At 54.9% G+C, this 19,438-nt stretch carries 19 protein-coding genes and 5 tRNA genes; 17 read left to right on the top strand and 7 right to left on the bottom strand.

Annotation, left to right across the window (positions count from 1 at the left end):
* Positions 1 to 9 precede the first annotated feature (9 nt).
* From EQM14_RS12785 to EQM14_RS12710, 16 genes are all read left to right on the top strand, one after another.
* Complete coding sequence (locus EQM14_RS12785; RefSeq protein ID WP_128743561.1) at positions 10 to 414, top strand: hypothetical protein; 405 nt, start codon at positions 10 to 12, stop codon at positions 412 to 414.
* Between the two features lie 32 nt (positions 415 to 446).
* Positions 447 to 1,328, top strand: coding sequence for an energy-coupling factor transporter ATPase (locus EQM14_RS12780; RefSeq protein WP_442861495.1), 882 nt, complete (start codon positions 447 to 449; stop codon positions 1,326 to 1,328).
* Positions 1,315 to 2,181 carry an energy-coupling factor transporter ATPase gene (locus tag EQM14_RS12775; RefSeq protein ID WP_128743559.1) on the top strand — a complete coding sequence of 289 codons (867 nt, stop codon included), beginning with the start codon at positions 1,315 to 1,317 and terminating at the stop codon, positions 2,179 to 2,181. The genes EQM14_RS12780 and EQM14_RS12775 overlap by 14 nt, the downstream gene beginning before the upstream one ends.
* Positions 2,174 to 3,001, top strand: coding sequence for an energy-coupling factor transporter transmembrane component T family protein (locus tag EQM14_RS12770; RefSeq protein ID WP_128743557.1), 828 nt, complete (start codon positions 2,174 to 2,176; stop codon positions 2,999 to 3,001). Before EQM14_RS12775 ends, EQM14_RS12770 begins: the two co-directional genes overlap by 8 nt.
* Before the next feature lie 12 nt (positions 3,002 to 3,013).
* The gene (gene truA, locus EQM14_RS12765; protein ID WP_128743555.1) at positions 3,014 to 3,772 is read left to right on the top strand and encodes a tRNA pseudouridine(38-40) synthase TruA; all 759 of its coding nucleotides are present in this window, start codon (positions 3,014 to 3,016) and stop codon (positions 3,770 to 3,772) included.
* Positions 3,765 to 4,997 (top strand): DUF5711 family protein, encoded by a 1,233-nt coding sequence (locus EQM14_RS12760; RefSeq protein WP_128743553.1) that lies wholly within the window; start codon positions 3,765 to 3,767, stop codon positions 4,995 to 4,997. Before truA ends, EQM14_RS12760 begins: the two co-directional genes overlap by 8 nt.
* Positions 4,998 to 5,073: 76 nt before the next feature.
* Entirely contained in the window at positions 5,074 to 5,628 is a 555-nt protein-coding gene (locus EQM14_RS12755; protein ID WP_164919082.1) for a CvpA family protein, read from the top strand.
* Positions 5,603 to 6,220, top strand: a complete 618-nt coding sequence (locus EQM14_RS12750) for a CDP-alcohol phosphatidyltransferase family protein (protein ID WP_128743549.1) — start codon at positions 5,603 to 5,605, stop codon at positions 6,218 to 6,220. Before EQM14_RS12755 ends, EQM14_RS12750 begins: the two co-directional genes overlap by 26 nt.
* A gap of 62 nt (positions 6,221 to 6,282) precedes the next feature.
* Positions 6,283 to 8,583: an ATP-dependent Clp protease ATP-binding subunit gene (locus EQM14_RS12745; RefSeq protein WP_128744335.1), complete on the top strand. Its 2,301-nt coding sequence runs from the start codon at positions 6,283 to 6,285 to the stop codon at positions 8,581 to 8,583.
* 92 nt (positions 8,584 to 8,675) lie between these two features.
* A tRNA-Gly gene (locus EQM14_RS12740) sits at positions 8,676 to 8,749 on the top strand.
* Positions 8,750 to 8,758: 9 nt separating this feature from the next.
* Positions 8,759 to 8,835: transfer RNA gene (locus tag EQM14_RS12735), tRNA-Arg, on the top strand.
* Positions 8,836 to 8,847: 12 nt separating this feature from the next.
* Positions 8,848 to 8,924, top strand: a tRNA-His gene (locus EQM14_RS12730).
* Between the two features lie 47 nt (positions 8,925 to 8,971).
* Positions 8,972 to 9,047: transfer RNA gene (locus tag EQM14_RS12725), tRNA-Gln, on the top strand.
* A gap of 45 nt (positions 9,048 to 9,092) precedes the next feature.
* Positions 9,093 to 9,168: transfer RNA gene (locus tag EQM14_RS12720), tRNA-Lys, on the top strand.
* 98 nt (positions 9,169 to 9,266) lie between these two features.
* Complete coding sequence (locus EQM14_RS16830; protein ID WP_256372432.1) at positions 9,267 to 9,389, top strand: hypothetical protein; 123 nt, start codon at positions 9,267 to 9,269, stop codon at positions 9,387 to 9,389.
* A 661-nt stretch (positions 9,390 to 10,050) separates the two neighbouring features.
* Positions 10,051 to 11,217: an AI-2E family transporter gene (locus EQM14_RS12710; RefSeq protein ID WP_128743545.1), complete on the top strand. Its 1,167-nt coding sequence runs from the start codon at positions 10,051 to 10,053 to the stop codon at positions 11,215 to 11,217.
* 103 nt (positions 11,218 to 11,320) lie between these two features.
* On the opposite strand, the gene EQM14_RS16425 is transcribed toward EQM14_RS12710, so the two are convergent.
* The 4 genes from EQM14_RS16425 to EQM14_RS12695 form a co-directional block, all read right to left on the bottom strand.
* Positions 11,321 to 11,473, bottom strand: a complete 153-nt coding sequence (locus EQM14_RS16425) for a hypothetical protein (protein ID WP_164919081.1) — start codon at positions 11,471 to 11,473, stop codon at positions 11,321 to 11,323.
* Between the two features lie 88 nt (positions 11,474 to 11,561).
* The gene (locus EQM14_RS12705) at positions 11,562 to 12,959 is read right to left on the bottom strand and encodes a L,D-transpeptidase family protein (RefSeq protein WP_128743544.1); all 1,398 of its coding nucleotides are present in this window, start codon (positions 12,957 to 12,959) and stop codon (positions 11,562 to 11,564) included.
* A gap of 207 nt (positions 12,960 to 13,166) precedes the next feature.
* Positions 13,167 to 13,673, bottom strand: a complete 507-nt coding sequence (locus EQM14_RS12700; RefSeq protein ID WP_128743542.1) for a LeuD/DmdB family oxidoreductase small subunit — start codon at positions 13,671 to 13,673, stop codon at positions 13,167 to 13,169.
* Positions 13,674 to 13,696: 23 nt separating this feature from the next.
* Positions 13,697 to 14,947: a 3-isopropylmalate dehydratase large subunit gene (locus EQM14_RS12695; RefSeq protein WP_128743540.1), complete on the bottom strand. Its 1,251-nt coding sequence runs from the start codon at positions 14,945 to 14,947 to the stop codon at positions 13,697 to 13,699.
* Between the two features lie 215 nt (positions 14,948 to 15,162).
* Here EQM14_RS12695 and EQM14_RS12690 point away from each other — a divergent pair, with 215 nt between their 5' ends.
* Positions 15,163 to 15,807 carry a GntR family transcriptional regulator gene (locus EQM14_RS12690; RefSeq protein ID WP_243112527.1) on the top strand — a complete coding sequence of 215 codons (645 nt, stop codon included), beginning with the start codon at positions 15,163 to 15,165 and terminating at the stop codon, positions 15,805 to 15,807.
* Positions 15,808 to 16,031: 224 nt separating this feature from the next.
* Here EQM14_RS12690 and EQM14_RS12685 read toward each other — a convergent pair whose 3' ends face one another.
* The 3 genes from EQM14_RS12685 to EQM14_RS12675 all read right to left on the bottom strand — a co-directional run bounded on the left by EQM14_RS12685 (position 16,032) and on the right by EQM14_RS12675 (position 19,305).
* Positions 16,032 to 16,601, bottom strand: coding sequence for a hypothetical protein (locus EQM14_RS12685; protein ID WP_128743537.1), 570 nt, complete (start codon positions 16,599 to 16,601; stop codon positions 16,032 to 16,034).
* An 81-nt stretch (positions 16,602 to 16,682) separates the two neighbouring features.
* Positions 16,683 to 18,095, bottom strand: coding sequence for a 2-hydroxycarboxylate transporter family protein (locus EQM14_RS12680; RefSeq protein WP_128743535.1), 1,413 nt, complete (start codon positions 18,093 to 18,095; stop codon positions 16,683 to 16,685).
* 34 nt (positions 18,096 to 18,129) lie between these two features.
* The gene (locus tag EQM14_RS12675) at positions 18,130 to 19,305 is read right to left on the bottom strand and encodes an NAD(P)-dependent malic enzyme (RefSeq protein ID WP_128743533.1); all 1,176 of its coding nucleotides are present in this window, start codon (positions 19,303 to 19,305) and stop codon (positions 18,130 to 18,132) included.
* Between the last annotated feature and the right edge of the window lie 133 nt (positions 19,306 to 19,438).

The following is a 19,438-nucleotide window of genomic DNA, read 5'->3' as shown; positions in this document are numbered from 1 at the left end:
GGTTTTCGCGTGGAGAAGAAAAAGAAGAATGGAGCAGGCGCGGCCTTTGTGCTGCTGGTCGCCGCGGTCAAGCTGATTCCGAAGGCCGTCGACTCCCATATTTCGATCAGCGTGCTTTATCTTCTCGCCCTGGCCGCGCTCCTGTCCGGGGCGTACTGGGTATTCACCAGGCTGAGGAGCGGCTCGGAAAACAGAGACCTGCGTCCGGGCGGGAAACGGCGTTTGCAGGGGAATCCCTCCGCTTTCCCGGATTCGAAAAAAAGGTCCAAAGCGCGTGCGGAATCCAATCAGGCCGCCCCCGGGGAGGATTTCCTTTCCAGCGGGAAAGAGCAATGGAGAAGCCTTTATGAGGCGGGGCTGATCGACCGGGAAGAATACAGGGAAAGACTGAATCAGACTAAAATGCGCGGCTGAGCTGCGGCGCAGCAAAGGACGGAACAGGATTGATGGAAGATTATATCAGGGCGGAAGACGTCACGTTTTCCTATGAATCGCAGGAGGATAAGAATGCGCCCGAAGTTCTCCACGGCGTTTCACTCGGCATTCAAAAGGGTGAATTTGTCGCGTTGCTGGGGCGTAACGGATCGGGAAAATCCACTATGGCGAAGGAATTCAACGCCATGCTGCTCCCCAGCGGAGGCAAGGTCTATGTCGACGGCCTCGACACGCTCGACGAGGATTTGAAGATCGAGATCCGCCGGAGGGTCGGCCTGGTCCTTCAGAACCCGGATAACCAGCTGGTTGCCAGCATCGTGGAGGAAGACGTGGCTTTCGGTCCGGAAAATCTCGGCGTCCCGCCGCCGGAAATCCGCGAGCGGGTGGACGACGCGCTGAAAGCGGTGGAGATGTACGATTACCGCCTGCACGCGCCGTACAAGCTCTCCGGCGGGCAGAAGCAGCGGATCGCCATCGCGGGGATCATCGCCATGCAGCCGGACTGCATCGTGCTGGACGAGCCGACGGCCATGCTGGACCCGCGCGGGCGCGACGAGGTCCTTGAAACGATCCACCGTCTGAACCGTGAAAAAGGAATTACCATCGTCCTGATTACGCATTATATGGACGAAGCGGTCGGTGCGGACCGCGTCGTCGTGATGGACGACGGCAAAATTCTGACACAGGGAACGCCGAGGGAGGTTTTTTCCCAGGTGGAACTGCTCAAGACACATCAGCTCGACGTTCCGCAGTCCACGGAGCTGATTTACCGTCTGAAATCCGCAGGGATTCCCCTGCGGGACGGAGTCCTGAATGCTGAGGAATGCGTCGCGGCTCTGGAGCCTTTGCTCAAAAGGTCGGGAAATATAGGAGAGACAAATGCCTGTCATTGAAACCAAAGAACTCACTTTTCTGTACGGCGAGGGAACCCCGTTCCGGAAGACCGCCGTGGACCACGTCAACATCTCTGTCGAACAGGGCGAGTTTCTCGGCCTGATCGGTCACACCGGTTCCGGCAAATCCACGCTGATTCAGCAGTTCAACGGGCTGCTGAAACCGACGTCCGGTCAGGTGCTGCTCAAGGGAAAGGATATCTGGGCCGAGCCGAAAAAGATCCGCGGCGTGCGCTTTCAGGTCGGCATGGTGTTCCAGTACCCGGAGCATCAGCTGTTTGAGGAAACCGTTCTGAAGGATATCTGCTTCGGGCCTCAGAACATGGGCCTCTCGGAGAGCGAGGCGAAGGATCGGGCCGGGGAGGCGGCGCGTTTTGTCGGATTGCCGGACGAGCTGCTCGGGAAAAGCCCGTTTGAGCTTTCCGGCGGCGAAAAGCGCCGGGCGGCCATCGCCGGGGTGATCGCGATGGACCCGGACGTGCTGATCCTCGACGAACCGACGGCGGGCCTCGACCCGCGCGGGAGGGACATGCTGCTCCGCCAGATCGGCGCATACCACCGGCAGAGAAACAACACGGTGATTCTGGTTTCCCACAGCATGGAGGACATCGCGCGCGTGGCGGACCGGGTGCTGGTCATGAACGGCGGAAAGGCCGTGATGCTGGACAAAACCGAAAAAGTCTTTGCGCGCGGGCGGGAGCTGGAGAAGATGGGGCTGCGCGTCCCGGAAATCACCAAGATCCTGCTGACGCTGCGGGAACACGGCTGCCCGGTCGAGCCTTCCCTGACGGTTGACCAGGCGGTGGAGCAGCTTCTGCCGCTGCTGAAGAAAGGGGGCGCCGCCCGTGGTTAGAGACATCACGCTGGGCCAGTATTTTCCCGGGGACTCGCTGATTCACCGTCTGGACCCGCGCATGAAAATCATCATCACCTTTGCTTTTATCGTTTTTATTTTTGTCGCGACGAATTTTCAGGGCCTTGCTTTGATGCTCCTGCTGATGGCCGCCGTCCTGCTCCTGTCCGGCGTGCCGCTGAATCAGTATCTGAAAAGCCTGAAGGCCGTCCTGTTCATCGTCGCGTTCACCTTCGTCCTGAACCTGTTTTACGGCGGCGGGACCACCGTCTGGAGCCAGCGCTTTCCGGGCTTCACCATGCGGATCACGGACGGCGGGATCAGCAATGCGGTCTTCGTTGCCGTGCGGATCTTCAGCCTGATCCTGTTCAGCTCGGTGCTGACGTTCACGACTTCCCCGACCCAGCTGACCGATGCGCTGGAACGCCTGATGAAACCGCTCAAGGTCCTGCATGTCGGGGTCCATGAGATCGCGATGATGATGACGATCGCGCTGCGGTTCGTGCCGACGCTGCTCGAGGAAACTGACAAGATCATGAACGCGCAGAAGGCCAGGGGAGCCGACCTGGAAAGCGGCGGGTTCATGCAGCGGATCAAATCGCTGATCCCGATCCTGATCCCTCTGTTCGTGTCGTCGTTCCGCAGAGCTTACGACCTTGCGATGGCGATGGAGTGCCGTTGCTATCACGGCGGCGAAGGACGCACTAAAATGAAGCAGCTCCACATGTCCGGCCTGGACGCGGCGGCGGCCGCAGCATCCGGCCTGTTCTGCGCGGCGGTTCTGTTCTGCGCCTTTCACTTTCCGGCCGCGCTGAGGTGAGAAAGGGAAATCATGCGAAATCTTCTGGTTACAATCTGCTTTGACGGAGCAAACTATCACGGTTGGCAGGTTCAGAAGAATGCCGTTTCGGTTCAGGAGGTTTTCCAGCAGGCCCTCCGTCGGATCCTGGGAGAGCAGACGGACGTCAAGGGCTGCAGCCGGACGGATTCCTTTGTCCATGCCCGCAGGTTCTGCATCAGCTTTCATACGGAACACGACATCCCCTGTGAAAGGCTGGTCGGGGCGCTGAACCATTTTCTGCCGAAGGATATCGCCGTTCTGTCCTGCCGGGAAGTCCCGGCGGAGTTCCACGCAAGGTATTCCTGCTTCGGCAAGGAATACGAGTATCTGATCTGGAACGAGCGGGTCCGAAATCCTTTTTTAAACGGGAGGGCGCTGCACTACTGGGTTCCGCTGGATCCGGAACGCCTGAACCGCGCCGCCTCCCGGCTGCTTGGACCCCATGATTTTACTTCCTTCTGCGCCGTCGACGCGAGGGAGCGCGGCGACATGACGCGCACGGTGACCGAGGCATACTGGAAGAAAGACGGCGGAGCGGTGAGCTTTTTTGTATCTGCGGACGGGTTCCTTTACCATATGGTCCGCATTCTGGTCGGCACCATGCTGCGGGTCGCGGAAGGAAAGCTTGAGCCGGAAGACGTGGAACGGATTCTGGAGGCGCGCAGCCGCGCGGCGGCGGGCCCGACCGCGCCGCCCCAGGGACTGTACCTGAACAGGGTTTTCTATAAGGACGTGAGACTCAATGGCTGAAAACGGGCGCCGGTTTGACACGGCGGAGTTCGACACGGCGAAACATCACCCCAGGAGGGACAGAAAAGCGCCGAAGGTTTTCGGGGAGCATACGGTTCCGCGCTGGTTCTACAGGATCGTTTTGATTCTGCTTCTCTGCGTCGCGGGGACCCTCGGCTGGATGAACCGGGACAATCTGGCTCCCGCGACCGTTCTGGAATGGGCGCAGGCCCGCGTTGTCGGCATGGGACTGGGCGATGGATTTCCCCATTCCATCGCCGGTACTTCCGTTCAGCCGCAGAATTTTCTGTCGGCGGACAAGAACGTCTGCTTTGCGAGCGACACGTCGCTTACGGTGCTGAATTCGACCGCAAAGGAGCTTGTTTCCCGCCAGCACAGCTTCAGCGATCCGGTTCTCAAGCTGAACGGCGGCCGGATGCTGCTCTATAACCTGGGCGGCAGGGCATGCCAACTGGAAAGTATCAACCGCACGATTCGGAAAATCAACCTGAACCAGAATCTGATCGCAGGCGCGCTTGCCCGTCAGGGGGGCTATGCGCTGATCACAGAGGCGGAAGGATACCGGGGGGAACTGACCGCCTATACGGCGGACGGCCGCGAGCAATCCCATTACTGGTTTTCGGACTACTATCCGACGGCGGCCGCCCTGAGCCCCGATGGGAGCATGGCGGCGGTCACCGGCGTCAATACGAAAAACGGCGTGATCCAGTCGGCCCTGTATCTGCTGAACTTGAGCGATTCGAAAGTTCAGCAGCCGCTCGCGGTGTACGATGGGAATATGCTGTTCGACATTTGCTGGAACGGTGACGACGCCGTTACCGCGTTCGGGGACCAGGCCGCCGTGCTGATCGATGCGGGCAGCCGTTCGAAAATCGAATGCAGCTACGGCGGCAAACAACTGACGGCATACTGCGCCTCCGCCGATCTGACGGTTCTGGGGCTGTCCTCCTATGCGGGCTCCGAAGATTCCGGCCTTTTGATCCTCAACCGGTCGGGAGAAAAGCTCCTTTCCCCGTCTCTGCAGGGAACGGTGAGGTCCGTTTCCGTTTTCGGCTCTGCCGCGGCCGCCCTGTGCGGCTCGAAAGTCTATTTTTACACCTCGTCGCCCGCGGGGCCTGCCGGCACCTGCGATGCGGGCGACGATGCAAAGGCGGTTGCGCTGAGAGACGAGACCTCCGCTTTTATCCTCGGTGTTTCGGAAATCCGAAAGGTTTCCAGCCGGTAAACGGCTTGTGCAAATGAATGTTTTGTGATATATTGCTCTTGTGTGCGGATTTATTTTGCGTTCGGGGAGGAAAAAAGTGGGAACTTTTTATGACCTGGCATTGCTTTGCGTCCTTCTGGTCTTTGTCATTTCAGGCCTTCGCCGCGGAATTGTCCGGTCGCTGATCGAACTTGCCGGTTTTGTCGTGTCCCTCGTTGTTTCCGTGCGTCTGTCGGGGCGTTTTGCAGCGGCCGCCGGCCCTTACCTTGCGAACCTTCTGCCGTCATTCCGGCCCGGTCAGCCGCTGAGCCGGATTCTTGCCGCAGCCGTTCTGTTTGCCGTGATGGAGCTTCTGGTTCATGTGATTGCCACCTCTGCCGATCATGTCTTCCGGCTTCCGGTTCTGCGTCAGGTCAACATGCTGCTAGGCGGCGTTTTCGGGCTGGTCAAAGGTGTGGCCATCCTTTTTGTCATCTGCGCTTTGACCCGGCTTACGGTCCCCTCCGGCCATGGCGCGGCGTCTGCGTGGAAGGGGATCGAGAATTCCAAGATCCTTCAGTATATGGAGGAAAAAAATCCGGTTGATACATTATTACAGGCAGATATTTGGAGTGGGGTAGACGGGGATGCAGGACAGAAACAAAAACTTTAATATACCCAATACGCTGACGGTTCTGAGGATGCTGCTGATCATTCCTTTTGTGATTTATTACGAGGGGGATCAGATCCTGAAGGCGGCTGCCGTTTTGATTTTATCCGGGCTGACCGATATGCTGGATGGAATGATTGCCCGCAGATACCATCAGACCACGGAGCTCGGCCAGATGCTGGATCCGCTTTCCGACAAGCTGACGCAGGGCGCGGTCGCGATCTGCCTTGCGGTAAAGCAGCCGATCCTGATTCCGTTTCTCGCGGTCTTTGTGATCAAGGAGGCCCTGATGGTTTCCGCTGGGATTTTTTTGATCGGAAAAAAGAAAAAACGCCCGGGCGGTTCCCAGTGGTTCGGGAAAACCGCGACCGTGTTGTTTTATATTTCCTTTGGAATTATCGTTTTTCTGAAGGGGATCGGGATCGGGGAGGATAAGGAACTGATCGTGTCCGTAACGCTTCTGTCCATCACCGCCGCGTTTATGATTTATGCTTTTGTCCGCTATGCAAAAATCTATTTCGACATTTATCGTTCGGATGATCCGAAGTACAAGATTGACATTCAGGAAGTTATGGATAAAAAGAGACGCGGATAAAACTTGTAAATCCGTTTTTTTATGGTATCATAGTATGAAAAGAAAAGAAGTGAGCTGAAATGATCATGTGTTCCAAATGTCACAAGAGACCTGCGGTTGTATTTCTGACCCCATCGGCTGATATGGGGGAAAGCCGCGGGCTTTGTTTGATTTGTGCCAAGGAACTTGGAATAAAGCCGGTGAATGATTTGCTGGACCAAATGGGAATCACGGATGAACAGATGGAGGCGATGGAATCCGAGCTGACCGATATGATTGAGGAAAACCAGGACGATCCCGGCGAAGGGGAAAACGGCTCTGAAAGCGCTCTGAGCGGCTTTGTGCCCGGCGGAGCCGCGACGTTTCCGTTCATTCAGAATATTTATCCCGGCGGGGCCAACAGCCCGGAGCAGGTCCAGAACGGAGAATCCAGCAAAAAAGCTCCGAAAGAAAAGCATAAGACCAAGCGGAAGCATCTGGATGCCTATTGCACGAACCTGACCGCCCGGGCCAGGGCACAGCAGATTGACGCCGTAGTCGGCCGGGAGAAGGAAATCGCGCGCGTCATTCAGATTCTCAGCCGCAGGACCAAGAACAATCCCTGCCTGATCGGTGAGCCGGGCGTCGGCAAAACGGCCGTGGCGGAAGGGCTCGCCCTGCGGATTGCCGGCGGCAATGTCCCCGCGGCGCTGCGCAAAAAGGAAATCCATCTGCTTGACCTGACGGCCCTGGTTGCGGGAACGCAGTTCCGCGGGCAGTTTGAAAGCCGGATCAAGGGACTTCTGGAAGAGGTCAAGGCGGAAGGAAACATCATTCTGTTTATCGATGAAGTACACAATCTGGTTGGCACAGGGGACGCGGAAGGTTCCATGAATGCCGCAAACATATTAAAGCCTGCCCTTTCCCGCGGGGAAATTCAGGTGATCGGCGCGACGACCTTCAACGAATACCGCAAATATATCGAAAAGGACGCGGCGCTGGAACGGCGTTTTCAGCCCGTGACGATTGCGGAGCCGTCCATTCAGGAGACGGTCGAGGTATTGAACGGCATTAAATCCTACTATGAAAATTTTCACCGGGTGCGTGTGACGGAACCGGTCATCCGGAAAATCGTCACGCTGTCGGAGCGTTATATCAACGACCGGTTTCTGCCTGACAAAGCCATCGACCTTTTGGATGAGTCCTGTTCATGCGCCGCTCTGAGAAATGTTTCCATGGAACAGTACGACAGAAACGCGGAACAGCTGGCGGATCTTCATGCGCAGGAAGAAGAGCTGACAGCCGACAGCACGGAGCCGGATTATCAGAAGCTGGCCGAGATACGCACGAATATTTCCCGCCTGGAGCTAAAAGAAAAAGAGCTGGCCCCCGCGGCGCTCGGTTCCCAGGTCGAGGAGAGGGACGTCGCCAGGGTCATTGAGCTTTGGACGGGAATTCCGGCGAGCCGGATCCAGGAAAACGAATTGAAAAAGCTTGCGGAGCTGGAACAGAAGCTGAACGGAAAAATCGTCGGACAGGAAGAGGCGGTGGCGGCCGTTTCGGCCGCGATCCGCCGCAGCCGGGTGCAGATCAGCCCGCGCCGCCGGCCTGCTTCTTTTATTTTTGTCGGCCCCACGGGAGTCGGAAAAACCGAGCTGGTCAAGGTTCTTTCCAAGGAATTGTTCGACACGCCCGAAACGCTGATCCGGTTGGACATGTCGGAGTTCATGGAAAAGCACTCGGTTTCCCGTATCATCGGGTCGCCCCCGGGCTATGTGGGATATGACGAGGCAGGGCAGGTGACAGAGAAGGTGCGCCGCCGCCCGTATTCCGTGCTTTTGTTTGACGAAATCGAAAAGGCTCATCCGGACGTGATGAATATTCTTTTGCAGATTCTGGATGAGGGCCATATTACCGACGCGCACGGGCGGAATGTGAATTTTGAAAATACGGTGCTTGTGATGACCTCGAATGCCGGAAGCGAAAAGAAGGAGGGGACTCTCGGCTTTGCCCGCAGCGACGCCGATGTGACCCGTGAGAGGGTCCTCAAGGCTCTTTCCGATTTTCTCAGGCCTGAGTTCATCAGCCGGGTGGATGAGATCATCGTGTTCCGGCAGCTGAAGGAAGATGACTTTGAAAAAATTGCCCATTTAATGCTGGATGAGTATGTCGCTACGCTGAAGGAGCGTGGGACCCGGTTGGTCTACGATGAAAAAGCGACCCGGTGGCTTGCCCGGAATGCAATCGGCGGAAAGAGCGGCGCGAGGGACCTTCGCAATCTGATCCGCCGTAAGGTGGAAGACAGAATCGCCTCCATCCTGGTGGAGAGCGGAAGTGATTCCCTGGCCGGGATTGCGGTGACTGCCGACGACGAAAAGGGCATTCAACTACAGGTCATGCAATAAACGGACGAAAATAAAAGAAAAGGCCGGAGAAATGTAATTTATCATTGACAACTGCCGCTGAACCATGCTATAATGATAGCCGTCGCTGAAACGCGAGTGTAGTTCAGTGGCAGAACTCCAGCCTTCCAAGCTGGTCGCGTGGGTTCGATTCCCATCACTCGCTCCATACTTTTTTGCGCCAATAGCTCAGTTGGATAGAGCAACTGCCTTCTAAGCAGTAGGCCAGGGGTTCGAATCCCTTTTGGCGCGCCACAATCCGATATGGTGGATGTAGCTTAGCTGGTTAAAGCGCCAGTTTGTGGCACTGGAGACCGTGGGTTCGAATCCCATCTTCCACCCCATTTTTTAGATGATACGGTTGCAGACACGACAGACCGTACTGATAGATTGGGCTGTAGCCAAGGGGTAAGGCAACGGACTTTGACTCCGTCATTTCGTAGGTTCAAATCCTGCCAGCCCAGCCACAGGTCCGCCCGCGGCGGGCTATGCGCTGAGGGCGGCCCAAATATGAATCATTAGCTCAGTTGGTAGAGCACTTGACTTTTAATCAAGGTGTCCGGGGTTCGAATCCCCGATGGTTCACCAAAAAGAGACAAGCGGAGCACTGGAAAATGTGTTCCGTTTTTGTTTTAGTTGCTGTACGGATTCGAACCCAAAAGGGTCCGAGCGTTAAGAGATGACCCTTGCAGGACCGTTTCAGCGAGGAACTGCACGGCGGCGAAGCTGCCGGAGGCTCCCCGATGGTTCACCGGAAGACAACGGAAGGGGGAGAGGATTTATCCTCTCCCCCTTCCGTTGTCAAATAGTTATGTATATATAAATTATATGAGTAAATCGGAATGGAGTAAATCAAGAAAAAATGACTATTATACCGAAAGATAACACAAACGCGGATTCAGGGCCTTTTTACCGCGGAACAAACTTGGCAAGCTCAGGCAGCTTGGCGTCGAGTCGATAAATGACTGACTTGCGGATCAAAAACACGGCCTGATCATTTGATTTCGGAAGCACAGAAATGGAAGGGAACAGGATAGCATGAGTAAGTATAACGCTTTATGGGAGTATATTCAAAAGACGAATGCCACATCTGTGAAATTATCTTTTGCTGAAATACATGATATTTTAGGAATTGAGATGGACCATTCTTTTTTGCAATACAAAAAGGAACTTTTTCAATATGGGTATCAGGCCGGGAAAATATCCCTTAAGGATAGGACGGTAACTTTTAATAAGATCGGTTAACAGGGCTTGCTTATGATGTGCTCGGCCTTGGGTTGGGCTGTCTTGTGAAATCCGCCCGTCACAAAGGCTAAATTTTGGACGGCGGCGGGAGAAAGTGATTACAGGCATCTGAAAAATCCAAAATAAAAAGGGAATAAAATTGTAAAGATATTGCTATTTATTCCGGGATTAGGCATAATGTTTTTATAAGCCTTGAAAAGACAGGACGCAGAAAAGGGAAAAAAGATGGAACTTAACAGAAAGAATATGAAAATGCTGGCCCTTCTCATCGCATTTGGAATTGTATTTTATATGGCATTGCAGAATTTATACCGGATTCCGGACTTGCTTGGAATTTTGGGCGGCGTTTTTGCTCCGATTTTGCTTGGCCTCGTCTTTGCTTTTATTTTAAATATTGTAATGCTGCCGATTGAAACAAAGCTTTTTTCCGGCCTGAACCGGAAACCTCTGAAAATTTGGCCGAAAATCCGAAGGCCGGTCAGCATATTAACCTCGCTGCTGATTGTGATCGGCTTGATTGCGCTGATCCTCCTGATTGTCGTCCCTGAGCTCGTCCGGACTATTACAAGCCTTACAAATCAGACCCCGTCGTTTTTTAACGGCCTGCAGAAAAGCCTGGCGCAGATCGCATCGGAGTATCCGGCGATTGGCGAGTATCTGCGCAGTATAAAAATTGACTGGGCAAGCGCAAGCCAGATGATTGCGGCGAACGGCCAAAAGCTGGCCGGCACTCTGGTCGGTTCGACCGTCATGGTGACCGCCAATGTGTTCCATGCCGCTCTGACGCTCGTGCTGAGCTTCGTTATTGCTCTGAATATCCTGATTCAGAAAGAAAAGCTGCGCCGGCAGGCGATCCGTGTTTTCCAGGCGTATTTGCCGAACAAATTCCACGTGCCGTTCCTGCGGCTTTGCAGTTTGGTCTACACGGCGTTTTCCAATTTTATTGTCGGGCAGTGCACGGAGGCATGTATTCTTGGAACACTTTGCCTGATCGGCATGAGCCTGTTCCGGTTCCCTTATGCACTTCTGGTTTCTGTTTTAGTCGCATTTATGGCGCTGATCCCGATCATCGGGGCCTTTTTAAGCACCGTGATCGGGGCCCTGCTGATCCTGATTGTCAGTCCGATTCAGGCCATATGGTTTGTTGTGTTCTTTGTCATTCTGCAGCAGCTTGAGGGAAACCTGATCTTTCCGCATGTGGTCGGCTCGAGGGTTGGGCTTCCCGCGCTGTGGGTCCTGGTTGCCGTGACCATCGGCGGGAACCTGTTCGGCGTGGCAGGAATGCTCGTTTCCATCCCCGTCTGTTCCGTCTTGTACACCCTTCTCCGGGAGGACGTGAGCAAAAGGCTTAAGAAGAGACGATGCCCTGCGGAGCAGCAAACCTCAGAATGAACTTGGCTGCCCGTTAAGATGAAAAAATGACGTTCATTATTTTTCTTTGAATTTTTTTCCTGAAAAGTGTCCATACTTTATTCACAGAAAGTATTCAGAATCTTCAAAAGAGCTTCATCGCCCGGTCACAATCTCCCGGTATTCTGTAATTGTTCCAATCGAAGTGCCAGACCGGCGGTAAGGATGAAATGCCCCCCACGGCTCCGGACAAATTACAAGCGGCCTCAAGTGAGGCTTTTATATATAACTTTTTCATAATACTCCCTCCCTTAGAAATGCCGCCCATTATTGGGCGGCATTTCTATCGAAACATGTCAATGGAGCTTATAGACTGGATCATGGATTTATCCTTCTTCATAGCAGACGACCGGGGTCCCGGCTTCTATGTGATCGAAAATTGTCTTCGCCAGATAGAAGGGGGCGTTAATGCATCCATGGGTCCCGTTCCTTTTATATATTTGTCCTCCGAAAGAGGATCTCCAGTATGCGTCGTGTAATCCAATATTTCCGAAAAAGGGCATCCAATAAGTCACGTTGGTTTTAGAGCCGGGACCGCTTAAGGTTGCGCCTTTTTGTTTGTAGTTGAGCGAATAAGTTCCGGTCACGGTCGACCATCCCCTGTTTGGATTTCCGGTTACCACGGGACCTTCGGCGATGAGCTTTCCCTCCCTATAAAACCATACGTGCTGCTTTGTTATGTCGATTTCCAAATAGGTGCTGCCTATTTCATTTTTCCCCCTGGATAAAGCCGTTTGAGCATAGATCGGCTCTCTTTTTACTGTTTCACCACGTGTGATATTTTCGAATAATGCTTCTGCCTCGGCGCTTTGATCGATTTTCCACCCGTAAAGCCCTCCTTTCACCGCGATTGTTTTTCCTACAGATGCTGCAAAATCTCTCGGCGTTCCGACGGTATCGTATTTTCTGCTCAATTCGTTTACATATTTTACAATTCCCGCCCTGTCTATTTTAACATCCAATTTTTCGCCGACATGAAGCCACTTGTTGATTGTATTTCCATCTAATGTTTCGTTTTTATCGCCGAATTTATAGGTGATGTTCGATGAAACATACCTGTCCAGCAGCCTTTTGGTCATAAGGGTTTTGTCAGAGCTCGAAGTATATGTGGGGTTTTCGTAGCATTGTTTTTCTTCTAAATTCAGTTTTGTCTCTCCGTTTTCAATGCTCGTTTTTATCGCTTCGTCTAATTTATCTTTTATGATTTCGTTTCCATATACTTCTCTGATCACCTTGTAAGAACCATTTGAATACTCGAAATTTACATTTTTAGGTTTTGTAATAGTTTTATTCAGACAATCCAATTGACTGATTTTATTTTTCAAGAGGTCTTGGTTATAAATGAATAAATTATTGATATAAAATTTTTGACCCTTGAACAAAGATCCGATCCACTCCAACGAAATTTGCTTTTGGCAAATTTCAGAAATCCGTTTTTTTTCATTATATTGCAAATCGATATCCTGCCCGGCTATCTCTTCTGTTTCGCGATCTCTTTCCGTCAACTGCAATTCATAGCCCTTAATAAAGTCGCTGATCGTCTGATTCGCGGTATCGTATGCTTTTAATGAAACATTTACTCCATTGATTTCCGTATGAAAAAAGAAATGATTGCAAAAGTATACAGAAATCAATGAATAGATCAGTGCGATTGAAACTGCTAAAATTGCAATGCTTTCGGCGGCCTCGCTCTCTGTCAGTTTTTTTATTTCAAAATGTTTCATATCTTGCGATACCTTCCGTCACATTCGGATTAAATGTATCATAATCATATGTGTAAATTTTTACTTTTAAAACTCGATGCGAAAGACCAGTTTCAGCAAATAAAAGATAGCAGACACGGTTTTTGTGTCTGCTATCTTTAGATCACTTCATCGAAAGACCGGTTTTTTCCGGGACAGGCGGGAGATTCCGCCGCCGGAATAAAGCTCCTATTTCAGGCCCATTTTCGCGCGGAACATCGGCTTGATCCCGCCGGCCTCCAGAATCGCCAGCGCGTGCCCGCCGATTCTTTCACAGGAGAGCACTTCTCCGGTTTCCGCGATCTCGGCCGTCCCCTCCAGAAGATCGACTTTCAGCGCCTGGCCCGGCCGGACCTTCTGGCTGATCCCCTTGCAGATTAAAAGCGGCAGGCCCAGGTTGATGGAATTCCGGAAAAAAATCCGGGCGAAAGAATCGGCCAGGACCAGGCTGGCGCCCATGCTGAGCAGCGCGATCGGCGCGTGCTCGCGGCTGGAGCCGCACCCGAAATTGGTTCCCGCCACAATGATGTCCCCCCGATGGAAACGGCCGGCGATTTCGGGGTCCACTCCGCACAGGCAGTGGCTGCCGATCGCTTTCGGGTCGATCAGGTCCAAAAATCTGCCGGGGTAAATCTGATCCGTATCGATATTGTTGCCGAGCACGACCGCGGCCCTGCCCGTTATCGTCGTTTGCATTCTGTTTTTCTCCCTCCCTTTGTTCAAAGGACCGTCCTCGGGTCCGTGATACAGCCTTTCAATGCGGAAGCCGCTACCGTCGCCGGCGACGCGAGATAAATTTCAGCCTGCACGCTTCCCATCCTCCCCGGGAAATTGCGGTTGGACGCCGTGATGCAGACCTCTCCCGGGGCGATAACGCCTTCGTGCGCTCCAAGGCACGGTCCGCAGCCCGGCGTGGAAATCGTCGCACCCGCGTCGATCAGTTCCTGCAAATATCCTTTGTCCATGCAGGTGCGCATCACTTCACGGGACGCCGGGATGACGATCAGCCGGACGGTTTCCGGAATCTTTTTTCCACGGAGAATCCGGGCCGCCTCCTCGATGTCTTCGACGCGTCCGCCGGTGCAGGCGCCGATAAAAGCCTGGTCGATTTTGACGGCCGGGACTTCCTCTACCGGCCGGACATTGTCCACGCTGTGGGGAACGGCAATCTGCGGACCGAGACCGCTGATGTCGAACACATGGCTTTCGGAATAAACGTAACCCGGGTCCGTCGTCCGGACCGTGAAGGGGCGGACCGCCCGTTTGGATACATAGTCGAGGACGCTTTGATTCGGCTGCATGTATGCCGTCTTCGCGCCCATTTCCACCGCCATGTTGCAGATGGCCATGCGGCCCGCCACGCCGAGCTGATCCACATAGCTGCCGGTGAAATCGATCGCCTTGTATACGGCGCCGTCCGCCTTGATCTTGCCCAGAATATGCAGGATCACGTCTTTCGGCAGGACCCCTTTCCGCGGCGTGCCGTCGATGCGGATTTCAATGATCTCCGGCACGCGGAACCAGAGTTCGCCGGAGATCAGCACGGTCGCCAGATCCGTCGCGCCCACGCCCGTGCCGAACGCCCCGAACGCGCCGTGCGTCGTGGTGTGCGAATCGGTGGCGACGACGATCATTCCCGGATAGATCAGGCCTCGCTCCGGCATCACCTGATGACAGACGCCGGCGTTCGTGTCAAAGTGGTATGTCAGATTGTTTTCCCGCGCGAAGGCGCGCATTTCCGCCTGGTTGGCGGCGGACTGAATGGTGGGGGCCGGCGCGTAATGGTCGAATACAAAAGCCGCGCGGTCCCTGTCCCAGACTTTTTTGCCTCCCATCTCCCGAAACGAGTATACCGTCTGGAGATAGAGGTCATTGATCTCTGCGAAATCGATTTTCGCATTGACAATCTCGCCCGTCAGCCCCCGGTCCCTGCCGGATGCGTTCGCAAGGATTTTTTCAATTGCGTGCATGGACGTTCCTCCTGTCGTCAAATAGATTGCATACGATATATCGTATGCAATATTACCTCCATTTTAGTACAAATCCAAAGACCCGTCAACCGGATCGGAAAAAGGCCTCTTGCCTTTCCGCCTGAATCAGGCGCCGTGCCGGGGAAACCGCTTCCCGAGAATCCGGTTGACACCGTCCCGCCTCCATGCTATAGTGAAAAAACGAGGTGAAAGACATGGAACACTTGGAGCTGATGCCGGCGCGGATCCGGATCGCATCCATCCTTCGGAAAGCGATCCTTGCGGGGGAATTTCAGGAAGGGCAGGAGCTATCCCTGACGGAAATGGGAAATCAGCTCGGCGTATCCCGCACGCCCGTACGGGAGGCATTTCAGACGCTGGCTTCCGAGGGGCTAATCGAGCTCCGCATGAACAAGGGCGCCATTGTCAGGCGGATCGACGAGAAATTTATTACGGATCATTACGAGATGAGGATTCTGCTGGAGGGCGAAGCCGCCGCTCGCGCCGCGGCGAATCACATGGACCCCTCGCTTCTCCGTCCATACCAGGAGAAGGCGCTGAAGGCCCTTCCCGTAATGACGCAAGAAGAATATATCGATTACAACATGAAATTCCATACAACCATCTGGACGGCGGCGAACAACGGAAAGCTGTATCAGTTCCTGATGGGGCTGTGGGACGGGCCTTCGGTCGGAAAAACAACTTCGAATGCGGAGCACCGCGAGAAATCCGTTCTGGAGCACGGTAAAATTCTTGGCTGTATCGGTTTCTGTGAGCCGGAAGAGGCCCGCAGGGAAATGAGCCGCCATATCCGGCGAAGCATGAACAATATTCTGGACAGCTTCAGCGAATCTTCCTGAAAGTCGCGATTGTCCATGGCCCGAATAGCGGCCCTGAGGGCATCACACCAGTGAAAAAGTAGCGCCAACCTCAAGGCGTTATTTTTTTTGCTCTTTGCAGGGGCTCTCATGCCTTTACCAACTGCCCAAAAGCTCTCGGCAGGATATTCAGAACGTTCGGCGGATTAGCGGCGGATGCCCCAGTCCGTCCGGGGCCGTTCCCGCCGCACGGCTGGGCAGCTCCGTCATCCGCAGTGGATCAGATCGTAAGCCTGTGCGGCGATCTGCGGCAAAAGGTGGTAGAGAATCATCAGATCGCCGTTTTTCAGGGCCAGCGTTTTCCGGTCGACGGGAATATAGGTCAGGTCGGAGTCGCCGGCCTTTCTGGGGGCCGCCTCCAGCAGGCATTCCCACGCCGCGCGGGCCATAGCCTCTTCCCCCTGCAGAGCGCCGAACTCCTTTCTGCGGCGGAATCCGTCACGGACGGTGGCTGCGAGTCCCAGAATACCACAGATCGCGGCGGCCGGGCCCATCAGGCGCAGAACGGCATTGCCGCCTGTCGGGAGCAGCGAAATCAGCACGATTCCCAGTGCCAGCGCGGCCGCGAACGGAGCGCCGCTTTTCACCATCCGCTTCCCCGGCCTGCGGATCTGTTCCAGGCGCGCCGCGGCGCAGGTTCTGCAAACGGCATAGTCCAAGGACTTTCCCAGCGCCTGCACCCTCTTTTCTCCAAAAATATCGCGGATATGCAGGGTCCGCACCTCCAGCACGTGAAAGACGTACTCCGCCGGTCTGCCGCAGTTGAGACATTCCATCGCGATCGATCCCTCCTTGAAAAAGGCGCCGCCCTGACCGAGCGGCGCCGGAATCCGGGCTTTGACAAGAATGAAAGGCCGCTACAGCATCCCACCCAGCAGGGACAGCAGCAGGCTGCCGATGAGAAGGATAATGGCGCCGCCGAGGCGGGAGGAGATCTGCGAAAAGGGCATCAGTTCCATGCGGTCCGCGGCGGAGAGGACGGCCACGTCGCCGGTGCCGCCCATGTTGGACATGCACAGGCCGGCGGTAATGCCCGCTTCCACGGGGTAGAACCCGACCCATTTTCCGACCACCGCAGCGCCGAAGAACGCGCCCAGGCAGGTGCCCAGGCATAGAACCAGATAGGTCGCATTGAAGCTTTGGATCACGGTATCGATGCTCAAATAGCACAGACCGATTCCCATCAGCAGCGTGGTTGTCAGGTTTTTCATAATGAACTGGAACCACTGGTAACAGGCGACCTCGACGTTCTCCGGGAGCAGGTTGAAGATCTTGCAGACGGCGACGCTGATGATCATCCAGGCGTAGGGATGGATGCTGACGGCGGGGCAGATGGAGTTCCAGGCCCAGCCCACGATGTAACCCCACGCGAAGAAGGAGTTGGAAACAAACAAGCCGATGCCCAGATTCTTTACGTCAATATGGGCGCGCTTGGCTTCCATTTCGGGGCTGATCTCCATTTCCGCGGCGCTCGCCGCATCCAGCTTCATCAGCTGCCCCTGGCCGTTCCATTCCTTGTTTTTGAAAATCTTGACGACAAGGCCGCCCAGAACGATGGAGATCGCGTTCCCGATGGCCACGGCCGGCGTCATGATGGAAATGGCTTTTGCCGCGGTCATGGTGTTGCTGCTTTCAAAGATCTTGGAGAGGGGCACGGCGCCCGCTCCCATGCCGCCGCCCATGATGGGAAGGGCGATGAGCAGCAGGGCCTTTACCGCGCCGTAGCCCATAATCGAGCTCACCGCAAGCGTGATGCCGAAAGCCAGGAAGATACCGCCGAAAATGGCCGGAAAATACCGCGCGGCGGCTTTCTTCAGAAGATTGCTGTTCATGCCCAGAATGGAGCCGGTGATCAGCGCGGCGATATAAAAGTCCAGGAAAGCGCCCTCCGGCTTGAAAAACTGGTTGATGTTTCCCATCAGGTCCAAATCGTTCAGCAGGTGCATGTTGTAGATCTTGGTGCCGTCGTCCAGGGTTTTTACCAGGGCCGGCAGCAGATTAAAGTAGTTCAGGAGCGCGGAGCCAAAGATGACGACGATGGCGCCGCCGCCCAGATAGGAGCGGATGATGGGGGTCCGTTCCCCGATTTCGTTCAGGATTGTGCCGACCACGATCATAAAGGCGAAGCAGCCGCCCATCCCTGAGGGCAGGACGCCCAGGTAAGTCGCCGCCAGGACGACAACGGCAAAGGCCGCGAAATAATACCATGGAAGATTGAACAAAAGGTATGTAGATTTCTGCTTCGCTGCAGCAGTATCGGAATTTGACATAAACTCTCCTCCTCTATATCAGTCTGTAGACCGGTCAGATCCGGGCGGCCCCGCTCTTCCGGGCAGCTTCCGCCACGGCCTTTGCCACGGCGGGCCCCACGCGTTTGTCGAAGGGCTGGGGAATGATGCAGTCCTCGTTCAGCTCTTCCGGCGAGATCAGGCCGGCCAGGGCATTTGCGGCCGCCATTTTCATCTCCTCGTTGATATCCCTGGCGCGTACATCGAAAGCGCCCCGGAAGATGCCGGGGAAAGCCAGGACGTTGTTGATCTGGTTCGGGAAGTCGCTGCGGCCGGTGGAAATGACCCGCGCGCCGCCCGCCTTCGCCTCATCGGGAAAAATTTCCGGCGTGGGGTTGGCGCAGGCGAAAATGACGGCGTCCCGGTTCATGGTCCTGACCATATCCGTGGTGACAAGGCCGGGGGCGGACACGCCGATGAATACGTCTGCCCCCTTCAGCATGTCGGCCAGGGAGCCGGCCCTGCGGTCCGCATTGGTGATTCCGGCCATCTCTTCCTTGATCCAGTTCATTCCCTTTTCCCGGCCCTTGTAAATCGCTCCGGCCCGGTCGCACATCGTGATGTCCCGGAATCCGGCGGAGAGCAGCAGCCGGACGATGGAAACGGCCGCGGCGCCGGCGCCGGAGGTGACGATGCGCACGTTCTCCTTCTTCTTGCCCACCACTTTCAGCGCGTTGGTCAGCCCGGCCAGCGTGATGACCGCGGTGCCGTGCTGGTCGTCGTGGAAAATCGGGATATCGCATTTCTCTTTCAGCTTGCGCTCGATCTCGAAACAGCGCGGCGCGGAGATGTCCTCCAGGTTGATGCCGCCGAAGGAGCCGGAGATCAGATAGACGGTATTGACGAATTCATCCACGTCCTTGGTCTTGACACAGAGCGGAAAGGCATCCACTCCGCCAAAGGCTTTGAACAGCACGCATTTGCCCTCCATGACGGGCATTCCCGCCTCCGGCCCGATGTCTCCCAGCCCGAGGACCGCGGAGCCGTCGGTGATGACTGCGCACAGATTGTGGCGGCGGGTCAGTTCATAGCTCTCCTCCACATTTTTCTGGATCTCCAGGCAGGGCTGCGCCACGCCGGGAGTATAGGCCAGGGACAGATCTTCCCTGGTCTTTACGGGGACGCTGGCAACCACTTCAATCTTGCCTTTCCATTCCCTGTGCAGCCGGAGCGATTCCTTCGCATAATCCATAAGACAACCTCTTCCTTCCCAAATTTTTAGTTGCTTTGCATGATTTTCCAAAACATTTTGGCAGGATCTTTGCACGTTTTACTATACGACATGCTTTTGAAGAGGAAAATCCTTTTGAAACTATTCTTCGAGT

It is taken from the genome of Caproiciproducens sp. NJN-50, from assembly GCF_004103755.1.
Taxonomy (GTDB): domain Bacteria; phylum Bacillota; class Clostridia; order Oscillospirales; family Acutalibacteraceae; genus Caproicibacter.
The sequence above is the reverse complement of the archived record's forward strand: the minus strand, read 5'-3'. Positions and strand labels throughout refer to the sequence as shown.